This is a genomic window from Pseudoalteromonas sp. McH1-42 (assembly GCF_022347845.1).
In the GTDB taxonomy this organism is placed as follows: Bacteria; Pseudomonadota; Gammaproteobacteria; order Enterobacterales; family Alteromonadaceae; genus Pseudoalteromonas; species Pseudoalteromonas rubra_D.
The window spans coordinates 15,976-27,336 of the sequence record NZ_JAKRFU010000037.1 but is presented as its reverse complement, the minus strand read 5'-3'; the positions used below and the strand labels follow the sequence as shown (position 1 = coordinate 27,336).

At 52.0% G+C, this 11,361-nt stretch carries 5 protein-coding genes; all 5 read right to left on the bottom strand.

Annotated elements, in window-relative coordinates:
• Nucleotides 1-2,253: condensation domain-containing protein (locus MHN31_RS22985; protein ID WP_239445413.1), on the bottom strand; the 2,253-nt coding region annotated here is incomplete at its 3' end.
• 171 nt (nt 2,254-2,424) lie between these two features.
• On the bottom strand, nt 2,425-4,545 hold the full coding sequence (locus tag MHN31_RS22980; RefSeq protein ID WP_239445412.1) for a TonB-dependent receptor: 2,121 nt from the start codon (nt 4,543-4,545) through the stop codon (nt 2,425-2,427).
• Nucleotides 4,546-4,664: 119 nt separating this feature from the next.
• Nucleotides 4,665-5,126, bottom strand: coding sequence for a GNAT family N-acetyltransferase (locus MHN31_RS22975; protein WP_239445411.1), 462 nt, complete (start codon nt 5,124-5,126; stop codon nt 4,665-4,667).
• A 300-nt stretch (nt 5,127-5,426) separates the two neighbouring features.
• The gene (locus tag MHN31_RS22970; RefSeq protein ID WP_239445410.1) at nt 5,427-6,800 is read right to left on the bottom strand and encodes a hypothetical protein; all 1,374 of its coding nucleotides are present in this window, start codon (nt 6,798-6,800) and stop codon (nt 5,427-5,429) included.
• A 164-nt stretch (nt 6,801-6,964) separates the two neighbouring features.
• Nucleotides 6,965-11,359, bottom strand: coding sequence for a type I polyketide synthase (locus MHN31_RS22965; protein WP_239445409.1), 4,395 nt, complete (start codon nt 11,357-11,359; stop codon nt 6,965-6,967).
• Nucleotides 11,360-11,361 lie beyond the last annotated feature (2 nt).

The following is an 11,361-nucleotide window of genomic DNA, read 5'->3' as shown; positions in this document are numbered from 1 at the left end:
CGCGGTATGCACCAACTCATGGCCAATAAACGCCTGCAACATCGAGGGTACAAAGTGCAAGGTGGTGACGCCAAAATGATTAATGGTGTCGAGCAGCTGGGTGCTGTCTTTGTGCGCGCCCGGCTCGGCAATCACCAGCTCCGCACCGTACATTAACGGCCAGAAGAACTCCCACACCGACACGTCAAACCCGAAGGGGGTTTTTTGTAGTACTTTGTCGTCTGCACCTATCGGATAGGCCGACTGCTGCCAGGCGATACGGTTGTAAATCGCGCTGTGCTGATTACCCACGCCTTTGGGCTTACCAGTCGAACCTGAGGTGTAAATCACATAGGCCAGCTGAGTTGCCGGGATTTCGTGCGCAGGTAACTGCGAGGGATAGTCTGCCAATGACAAACTTTGATAGGTGATGCGCTCAGCCAAATCACTCAGGCTATCCAGGCGCGTCAGAGAGTCATCGCCTAAGAACAGCGATAAACCACTGTTGCTGGCGATATAAGCAATGCGATCCAAGGGCAGTGACGGCTCCAGCGGTACATAGGCCGCACCGGCCTTCACCACTGCCAGAATGCTTATCACCATTTCCAGGCTACGTTCAAACACCAGCGCCACTTTGTCTTCTGCACCAATGCCCCGGGCATTCAGGCAGTGCGCCAGTTGGTTAGAGGCCTGCTCCAGCTCAGCATAAGTCATGCTCTGCTGGGCAAAGCGCAGCGCCACCGCCTCGGGCGTACGCACACTTTGTTCACTGATCAGTGTCGTGATTGGACGCTGATAGTCAAACGCCGGGGTGCCCGTGCCAGTGTCCAGCAAGGCCTGAGTTTGTGCGCTTTGCAACAAGGAGACATTATTGACAGGCTGATCTGGGTCACTCAGGCACGTATCCAGCAAAGAGACTAGCTGTGTCAGACATTGCACCGCAAAATCCGCATCATACAACTCACTGGCAAACACCAGGTTCAGGGTGGTGCCATCAGTGATGTCTTCAATCACATCCAGTTGCAAGTCAAACGGCATACCAAAGCGGTACATTTGCGTGCCAGACAGGGTCAGTGACTCAAGCTGGCTAAAATTACGCTTGTCACGGCGCAGGTAGTTAAACATCACCTGGAAAACCGGATGCACACCGCGCTGTCGCGCTGGCTTTATCGCTTCAACCAGCTTGTCGATTGGTAAGTCCTGGTTACTCTGCGCCACCCGGCTCATTGCGGTATTCTTTTCCAGTAGTTGTTGAAAACTGTCGCTGTCACCCACCAGGATTGGCATCACCTGAGTATTAACAAAATAGCCCACCACGTTTTGCGTTTCACTGCGGTGACGATTAGCTATAGGTACACCCACCCGAATATGCTGCCCACCACTGAGCCGGGCCAGTAAGGTTTGCCATGCCGTCAGTAGAATCAGATATGGGGTAATTTGATATTGCGTTGCCATTGCGCTGATCTTTTGCCACAACGCCCCTGGCACCGGGTGGGTTTCAAAGCCAACCTGATAATTCAGGTCATGGCGCTGGTGGTCGCGGGCCGGCAGTCTAAGGGTGTCATCGGTCTCCACTAAGTGTGGCAACCAGTTTGCCAGTTGTGTGGCAAATAACTCGGAGCGTTCCTGCTGTTGCTCCCATTTAGCAAATTCTAAAAAGCCCGGTACCGGAGTCCGATCGGCTGTGCCTTGTGCACCATACAGCGCAACAAACTCATCCAGCAATTGCTGCATCGAGGTGCCATCGGTAATGATGTGATGCATAGTCACGATGAGGCTGGTTTGCGTGCCCCGTGTGGCAATCGCAATGCGCAGCAAAGGCGCCTGGCATAAATCGAACGGCTGCTCCACAAAGGCACGGATCGGATCGTCCGGCTGTTCGTCGTGCACCGTCAGTTCAGTCACGTCCAGTTGCTGATATTGACCATCAATCTGATAGACCTGCTCAGCGGCTTCAACAAATCGAATACGTAAACCAGAATGTTTAGCCAGCAGCACATCGAATGCCTGTTTCACGCGTGATGGCTGCAACTGGCCATCAAAATGTAAAGCGCCAGCCAGGTTGTAAGACGCATCTGCCGGGTCCATTTTCCAGGCATACCACAAAATCTGCTGTGCGGCAGTCAGCGGCACCTGCTCACCGGGGGCTACACTCACCGTCAGTTGGCCGGTCGTTTCCGAGGCCTCAGAAATACGGGCCTGCAGGCGTTGTTGATCTTCACTAGAGAGGGACGAAATGGCGCGATTTCTTCTGGTACGTCTTTGCTGTGACATTCTGGCTCCACTGCAGTCAGCTAAATTGGGATTCTAAAATATGACTGCAAGACGAATGGCGGTGGCAAAAATCCACCTTGAAGGGGAAATTTTTCCAGCGTGGCGAAGGAAGGGAAAGTGCCACACTGATAGGCCCGGGCGGCTGTTATTCCAGCCCGGGCAGCACAGGGATTACAGCGTATAGCTAAAGGAGATCCCTACCGTTCTTGGGTCGCTTAAACGCGCGTAACGGAATTCACCTGCAAGGTGTTTATATTGCTCAGTCATGCCGTCATGACGCTCACCACGTAGCAGGCTCTCATTATCAAAGGCGTTGTTCACGTAGGCATTAATGCGCCATTGCTCAGTCACGTACGCTACAGAGAAGTTAACCTCGGTATAATCACCAGCTAAGTGAATATCCTTACCACCCAGCTTACTGTAATACTCGCCAACATAGTTACTACGAGCAGTCAGTTGTAGCTGCTCAGTCAGCCAGTACTCAGCACCAACCCCCAGAGTGACGTCTGCCGCCATAGGCAAGTCCAGGCCTTCGGAATCTCGGTTTTGCGCATTGGCTTCGTCGATGTTGCTGTCCAGCAACCCCAGGCTAGCAGATAAGGTCAGATCCTCGGTTACTGCCAGGCGCGCTTCGGTTTCCAAACCATAACTTTCAACCTGTGCCAGATTCAGCACTTTACTGTCTCGCGCATCACCACTTGGACCACGGCCTAGCAGCTGGTAATTAGAGTAATCGTTATAGAACAGGTTCGCTGATACCGACAGTTCGCCGTCCAACAGCGTGGCACGTGCGCCCAACTCAAACGTATCGACGTATTCCGGCTCAAAGGTGTAATTGGTGCGGGTAAACCAGTGGAAATCACCGCCACCAGAGGTATAGCCCTTTCTGAAGCTGGCGCTCAGTGTGGTGGTCTCGCCCAGGTCGTGCAACACTGCCAACTTAGGTAAGTAAATGCGGTTATCAACATCAATGTCAAAACGCAGACCCTGAGGCCCTAAACCAAAACCATCAAAGATCCGAAATTGTGATTCGTCGGTAACACGACCACCGGTAACCAAACGCGTGGTGTCAGTTAATGCGAAGGTCAGCTCACCATAAATGGCCTTTGAGCTGCTGTCGTCCGTGCCCTGATACCAGCTTTCACGGAAAAATGCTTGATCGCGCTCGTTGTGATAGTAGCCAAGGTAGCCGCTGATGCCCGCATCACCGTCATAAGAAATCTTAGCATCATAAGTGCGCCCTTCTTCTTCCATACGCACAAACCAATAGGTGGGATATTGCTCAAAGATATAACTGTAATCGGTATCTGATACCATCAGTTCAAAGTCAAACTGACTGTTGATCTCATATCGGGTACGCAATGACCAACGCTTATAATCCGACGTTTTGTCTCTGGCACCAGACCCCAGCGCAACGAACAGGCCGGTTGCCGGGTTACGAACCCGTTCGTAACCGACCACCCAGTCTGAAATCGGTGCAATTTCAGGCCCTTCAACGGTCCAGTCGCGCTCACCTGTGTCTTCGCTGTCCACATAATGCAGTAACATGTCCAGGCCCTGTATGCCAGCCGGCTGCCACTTCACTTTAATATCTGCACGGGTACTGTCATAAGCATTTGGATCAAATGGGTAGCCCTGATCGTATTGGAAAGTATGATGCAGATCGCCTACAACGCGCTGTACACTGGCACGCACGCCAAGCTGATCTTCCAGCAGTGGGATAGATACCACACCTGCCAGCTCACTTTGCTCGTTCAGATCGGAATAACCTACTCGCACACCCGCTTCGATATCGGTCAGTGAAGGCTCTTTGGTTTTGATATAGACCACACCCCCACTGCTGTTACGACCACTGTTAGAAGACTGTGGACCACGTAACACTTCGATCTGCTCCACATCCCACAAACCCAGATCGCCGCTGACTTTTGCAACATACGGCTCTGCAACGCCATCGCGCATAATAGAAATACGTGGCTTTGCGCCCGATGAAAATGACCCAAACCCTTGCGATACACCCTGGCCTTGCTGACCCCGAATGGCTGGTAAGCCACCTGTCACGACCACATTTGCAATACCCTGCAAAGCATCCAGGTAAGAATTAACCTGACCACTTTTCAGCTGCTCTTCATCGATCACCGCGATGGAAGAAGTGGTATCTTTTAGTGAATTGCGACTATTCTCACCATAGACCACGATCTGTTCAATCGATTTGACTTCAGCGTCATCGTCGGCCACAACGGCTTGTGAAACGGCAAGGGCGAGCGGCAGAATGCTGTATTTGAGTTTGTTCATTATTTCATCCTAGTTGTATTTCCGACAACCAGACGAAGCAAAAATCAGCAAATTTAGTAAAAATAATAATTATTATCAAAAAGATAATGTAACTGTCACAAACTGGGAAATAACTTTCCCTATCCCTCGCTCAGGTGCACTTTCATCTCCAGCAAGCAAGGCCTGAACCCCGCTTTTTCATAGGCCCGTATCGCGCCCTGATTATCACTGTAAACATCCAGATAAAAGTCGCGGATCTCCTGCTGCTTACTCCAGTTCATCAGATGTGTCATGATCGCCTGGTTAAGCCCCTGACCGCGATAATCGGGATCGACATACATAAAGCCCAGATAACCATGGCGCTCATGCGCCAGCTGAGCTTTCGACTGTCGGTGTTGCACATACCCTGTGGCCACAATCTTACTATCTTGTTCACCGACAACCAACAAACTGTCAGGACAGGCAAGTAGCGCTGGCAAGTCATAATAATAGGCGCCCTTTGCTTTAATGGCGTTATTAAAAGGTCGCTCGGCGGCAATCACGGCTTGCTCTAATTGGCTTAAAGTTGGCAGGTCTTCTGGGGTTGCGGTGCGGATCTGCATGATATGTCCTGTTTACTATTCGTTTAGAGCAGGCAGCGTCTCACAAATCGGTCCCAGTGCCAATCTACGGGCAAGAAAAAAGCCACCTGGTTTGACCCGAGATGGCTTACTAACACTACAAAAAAGGTTATGGCAAAATATACCAATTTCACTTAATACCTGTTCAATTTGAAGGAGCAAATATGACGCTAACGGTGTTAAAAATTTCTAATTTAGAACAACTAAATAGCAAAATTTTTGCCTTGTTATCGACGATATTTTCTCGCCTCAAGATTGAACACTTAATTAAGCAAATTGGTATTAGTGTTTATGCTCGTCGTGCGCCGCTTCACTTTTAGCGATCCCCAGCCACACTAGCCTGCTTGGAACAATATCCAGCTCAAAGGTCTGTGACCATTCACCGGCTTCCAAATCGAATTTCTTAATCAGTTTATTCGCCGAATCGCTGACAAATACCGCCTCTTCAGCCTGAGAAAATGCCAATGAGAAGCTTTGTCCGGTGGCCAATGCGGTCTCACTAATCATCACTTCATGTTCGGCTTCCCAGTGATGTTCACCATCATGTTCGTGCGCTGCAAAGACATTCAGCTTACCTGCGCTATCCATGACAATAATGTGCTCACCACTGGCACTGAACCCATAATCGCTGATGCTATGATCATTGGTTACTTGCCACTCCAGCGCTTCTAACTCAGCGTCATGCGTGTCCAGCATAAACAACTGGTCAGCCACTTTCGCAATATACTGGTCACTGTGATGATGACCTTTCAAAGCACCAACACGCAGGCCTTCAACAAAGCTCTCAGGGTTTGCGATTTTGGTTGCACCGAAGGCCTGGCCTCCTTGGGTGATCAGGACCACACCATCAGTACAACCAAAGACGATTGTTTCTTCATTTTGTGCACTGCCGTGCAATCCGGGACAGCTTACATCAAAAACTTTTTCACTATCAAAATGGTCGCCATGCGCATGGAACAAGCCTATTTGCGAAGGCAGTGTTGACTCACTGCTGCTGTCGCGCAATGTGCTGATCAGGTGCTCACCGCGTGCCTGGGCTGCGCCATGCATATGAGTACTGTACTCCAGCACCGTAACTTCTGTGTTCTGTCCGCTGATGTGCGACTCATTAAAGACCGCCACGGAAGCGCTTTGCTGACTTGCCTCATCGCCATCAGAGAAGACCGCGATACCGCCTTCATTGACCGTGACATGAGTCGGTTTCACCGATTCCAGATGGAAGGATACCGCTGCCGGTGCGTCCTGATGGGCATGGAAATGATCGTCATGCGCTTCCTGGTATAAACCGCCATCTAAGAACTCCACCATGCCATCCGTACGTTGTACAGAAATCGCATACCGATGATTCTCCGAACCATATAAGTAATCAGGTATATGCGTCAGGCCAATAGATTCAATCAACGCCTGATCTGAGGTTGAGTAAACATGCAATACATTACTGTCAGCAGTGCTAACCACCAGACGACCAGCAACATCGGTCACGCCCTCATCGTGGTCATGCTCGTCATGATCAGCTTCTTTTTCAGACTCAGTCGCCTTTGCTTCCTCAGCGACGGCTGGCTGTGCTGTGCGTGTTACATTGTGCTCTGTACCACCACATGCGGACAACAACACGGCTGATACTGCCGCTGCCAGGACCTTTGCTCTGAAAATCATGAATACTACCTTACATCTCAACGTTATATTATAACAATACAGAAATGTTATAATATCACAAAAAAGATCGCAAGCCTTGCGACCAAGTAATTCATTAAAAAATGCAAAGAGAACAGATCAGCCTGGATAAGAGTGCGGCCTCAAGGTGAGGCCGCAGGGGGAAGTTAGTGTGTCTGCAACTGAGCAACCAGCTGCTCTTCAATCATAAAGGCCAGGTTATCTATGGTCGGATCTTCAAAGAAAGCGGCCGGCTCCAGCTCAACCGTAAACATTTGCTTGGCCTTGGCCAGCATCTGGATCGCCACCAGCGAATCGCCGCCCAGCTCCAGCATGCTGTCGAAAATACCGATCTGTTCAAAGCCCAGATATTCGGCCCACAAGGCCACCAGTTTGTGTTCCAGCTCACTTTCTGGTGCTTCGTATTCCACCGCCAGCTCAGGACGAGCATGACCTTTGGGTTTGTTCAGTCGTGCCAGCAGCGCCTGCTCCGTCGCCCGAGTAGCTGCACACAATTGCGACCATTCGGTACTGGTACAGTAAACCTGAGCCAGATCCAAGCTTAGTGCGGCATCAAACAACTGACATGCCTCACTGTGGCTTAGTCCCAGTCCATCTGCCAGCGTAATATTGGCCGTCATCCCCGTGTTCAGCCAGGCATCCCAGTTGAGTACCTGCACGGTAAATGGGTGGTCTTGTTGTGCGACTGCATCCAGATAACTATTAGCGCCACAGTAATCACTTTGCGCAAATGCACCCACGATTGAGGCCAGACAGGAGCACAGCACCATGCGCGTCAACGGCGTATCGGCAAACAGCTGCAATAGCGTTTGTGTGCCCTGCACTTTGGCCGCGGCACTTTGCTGTGCCTGCGCCGCAGAGATCTCCGTGAGCAAGCCACCGCCGGGCAGACCCGCAGCATGGATCACCTGAGTGACGGTGCCCACTTCAGACTGCGCTTGAGTAAGCGCCGCTTGCATCTGCGCCATATCCGTTACGTCGGCGCTGATCACGGTAAGCCTGGCACCACTTTGCTGCAACGCATGCAGTTGCTGATAACGCTCACGCAGTTTCTGTGGCTGCTGCTCATCTTCGCTCAACTGTGCCCACTGTGCAGGCTCAGCCATTTGCTGACGCGTTTGCAGCACCAAGGTATGGCCCTGTCCGGCCAGGTGCTTCGCCAGCGCCAGACCGATGCCACCCAGACCACCTGTGATTAAGGTTACCCCAGGTACAGAACCAGCCACGCTTTGCGCGCTCACCTCAGTTTGCGTCAAAGCAAAACGATGTGTGCCCCGATAAGCGATTTCCTCGTCACCATGGACCAGATCGGCCACCAGACGGCCGGTTAATTTATTGCTCGGGTTGTTTGCCATCTCCTGTGTCAGTGCCAATACCTGACAGGTTTGTGAGGCTAGCTCCAAAGGTGCAACCCGCGTGAGCCCTAACATTGAGGCCTTTTCTGCACTGACCGTGTCATCACCCAACACATTAAATAGCTCAGTCGCGACGATACTCAGCGGACGTCCGCCAAGCGACATCAACCACTGCACCACAGGCAACAACGTGTTGTAAGCCAAAGTACCGGACGACTGAGGTAACATAAAGCGGGTGTCTACCACCTGATCAAAATCACCCACGGCCTGGCTCAGTTCACTCAATTGCGCGCCATCTTGCAAGTTCAGGCGATAAGTCTTCTCTTCTATGGCTGAAAAGGTGTCTCCCTGCCAGACCTGTGTCAACTCAGCACCTGCCTGCGTCAATGCCGCACTCAGCTGTGATACCAAAGGGATATCCGCTGCCAGCAACAGCACCCGCTTGCCGGTCAAGGACGCAACGGCTTGAGGCGCAACACATTGCTGCCATTGTGGGACATACAACTGCGCACCTTGCTGACCTGCGCTAGTGCTCGCAACCGGGACCGCCGAGGCGGTTACACTGGGTTCAACCCAATACTCTGTGTCGGCAAACACATATTCCGGCAACAGATTTAACTGGCCATGTGGACGTACTGTTAACTGAGCAAAATCAACCGCACAGCCCAACTGCCATAGCTTAGCCAAAGTTTTGCCAAATGGTGGCAACGGGGCCTTGAGGTCGCGTGCATGAGACACGGAGTGCAATACAACCTTCTCTTCACTCACTGATTGCTTGGCCAGTTTTTGTAAAGTGTCGCCCGGTCCGGCTTCAATCAAGACATCCGCGTTTTCTGCAAGCACCTTTACGCCAGCCACAAAGTTCACCGGCTGACGAATATGGTCGAGCCAGTATTGAGCAGAGCAGGCCTGCTCTGCTGTGATCCAGGTACCACTGACGTTAGACACAAACGGGACATTTGGCGTCTGAAGCGGCGATGCACTCAGTACTTGTTCCAGCGTACTGGCAAAGTCAGGCAAGACTGATTCGGTCAGATGACTGTGGAAAGCATGTGACACATGCAGACGCGTCGCGGCAATATCGGCGGCTTTTAACTCACTCTGTAAAGCCTTAATCGCTTCCCGCGTACCAGCAATCACAGTATTAGTCGGGCTGTTCAGTGCCGCAATGTCCAACGCATCATTGAGGTAAGGAGCAATGGCATCGCCATTGGCCATCACCGAAAGCATGGTGCCCGGCGCCATGTTTTGCAATACTTCGCCACGAGCTGCCACCAGTTTGGTTGCAACCTCCAGCGTCATTACTCCAGCCAGACAAGCTGCCGCATATTCGCCAATGCTATGACCCAGCATGGCACTGATCACCACACCATGGGCCTCATAGCATTTCGCCATAGCATAAGCCACGACAAATAAAGCAGGTTGAGTAATGCGAGTCTGATTCAGTAACTGGTTAGCCGTCAGGATCTCGCTGTCTGCAGGTGAAAAGACACTGTGTAGCTCTTGCTGCAACGTGTCAGGGAAATAGCTCATTACCTCATCAAAGGCGGCCTTAAATGCCGGCACTTCGCGCAGTAACGGCTGTGCCATGGTGACATACTGAGACCCCTGCCCCGAGAACATCAGTGCCACCCGAGGCGCTGTTGCTTTATCGCCCTGCGGCTCACGCAGTAACTGTGCGATGGCTTGCTCGGCATTTTCTGCCACACAGGCATAACGCACCGCCAGCGCACTGCGTTTATGCTGTAACAGTGCGGCCAACTGTGCAAACTGCTCTGGTGAGCGTTGCAATGTATCGGCCAGCGCCTGAGTCTGACGAACCAAAGCACTTTGACTGCTGGCACTGATAGGCAGGACTTGCCATGCCGAGTCCGCGCTGTGCTCGGTATCTGGCTGATTGTATTCTTCCAGGATCACATGGGCGTTGGTGCCCCCCATGCCTAGGGAGCTTACTGCCGCACGACGAACGCCTTCACTGTGCCAGGGTTTTAGCTCGGTATTGACGTAGAAGGGACTATTGGCAAAATCAATTTTGCTGTTCAAAGGCTGACTGTGCAGACTGGGCGGCAATTCCTGGTGACGTAGCGCCTGAACGGCCTTAATAAGACCCGTTACCCCAGCCGCGGCATCCAAGTGGCCAAGATTGGTTTTAGCAGAACCAATTGCACAATATTGCTTTGCATCACCGGCATAAGCCTGACTCAGCGCAGCAATTTCGATTGGGTCGCCCAGTTCAGTACCGGTGCCATGGGCTTCAATATACCCCACACTTTGCGGGTCAATGTCTGCAAACTCCAGTGCAGCCATAATGGCGTTGGCCTGACCATTCACGCTCGGTGCCGTATAACCGACCTTATCTCGGCCATCATTGTTGATGGCTGAGCCTTTGATCACTGCCAGAATGTGATCGCCATCTTCCTGCGCTTCTGCCAGGCGCTTTAATACCACCGCGGCACTACCACTGCCGATCAGAATACCATCTGCCTGCTCACCAAAAGCACTCAACTGACCAGATGGCGACAAGCTACCACCAGCCGGGGCATGATACCCCTGATCCTGAGTCAGATTGAGCCACACGCCGCCTGCCAGGGCTGAGTCGCACTCAAAGTTTTGTAACGCACGACACGCCATATGCACCGCAACCAGTGAGGTTGAGCAAGCAGTCTGAACGGTGACAGCCGGACCTTTGAGATCTAGCTCGTAGCTCACCCGCGTAGCCAGTGAATCTTTGTCGTTACCATTAGTGAGCGCCAGCAGGCTGGTGATATCACGTGACTGTCCTTGCAGCAGATTTTGCATCAGGTAGGCAGGGACACCACATCCGGCATAGACGCCGGTCAGCTCACCCTGTGCCAGTCCGGCATGCGCCATGGCATGCCAGCAAGTTTGCAAAAAGTGACGCTGCTGTGGGTCCAGCTGTTCGGCTTCTTTTGGCGTGTAGCCAAAAAACTCGGCATCAAACTGTGCCAGCCCGTCAAACGGAATGCCGCGTTTCACATAATCCGGGTCGCTCAGGTCAGACTCACTCACGCTGGCACGACGCAGCGCCTCGTCGTCGTAACTTTGGACTGCGCAACGGCCGGCACGAATATTTTGCCACAAGGCATCGACGTTATCCGCATCAGGGAAACGCCCGGCCATCCCGACGATGGCAATATCCAGTTCACTATAATGCTGTTCTGACATGA